Source organism: Pseudomonas sp. PICF6, from assembly GCF_009831705.1.
Classification (GTDB): Bacteria; Pseudomonadota; Gammaproteobacteria; order Pseudomonadales; family Pseudomonadaceae; genus Aquipseudomonas; species Aquipseudomonas rhizophila.
Window position 1 is genome coordinate 1 of record NZ_WUUD01000006.1, and the last position, 628, is coordinate 628.

Annotated in this window: 1 protein-coding gene; it reads right to left on the minus strand. The window is 63.5% G+C overall.

Features of this window, described 5'->3' with window-relative positions:
• On the minus strand, positions 1-628 hold a 628-nt coding region (locus tag GSM73_RS03175; protein WP_178129656.1), incomplete at both ends, for a protein adenylyltransferase SelO family protein.

Sequence of the window (628 nt, forward strand, 5' to 3'; positions counted from 1 at the left end):
TCTTCGAACGGCCTGCTCAGCACCGTGTGCAGGCGGCGGACTTCTTCGTAGTCGCCTGCCTCGGCGGCGTCGATGGCTTTCTGCGCCAGGTAGTTGCGCAGCACATACAGTGGGTTCAGCGCGTGCATGCGGACGCGACGCAGGTCTTGATCGACAGGGCCTTCGCGGCTGACGCGGGCAACGTATAGCTCGCCCCAGGCGTCGAAGCCCTTGAGGTCGACGAAGTCATCGCGCAGGGCGGCGACGGCCTGTTCGGGGGACTGATCGCCTAGCCGGCGGAAGAACAGGCTGTAGTCGACGCCGCTGTTTTGCATCAATTGCAGCAGGCGCTCCACCAGGTTCTGGTCATCCTCCTCGGCGCTGGTCAGGCCCAGGCGGCGGCGCATCAGGTCCAGGTAGTGGGCCTGGTACAGCGGCAAATACAAACCGAGTGTTTCACGCAGGGCCTCGACGCTGATGAACGGCGTCAGGGCTTGGGCCAGTGCGCTGAGGTTCCATTGGCCGATTGGCACCTGGTTGCTGAACGAGTAGCGGCCCTGGTCGTCGGAGTGGTTGCAGATGAAGTTGGCGTCGAAGTCGTCGAGGAAGGCGAACGGCCCGAAATCGAAGGTGATGCCCAGGATCGACA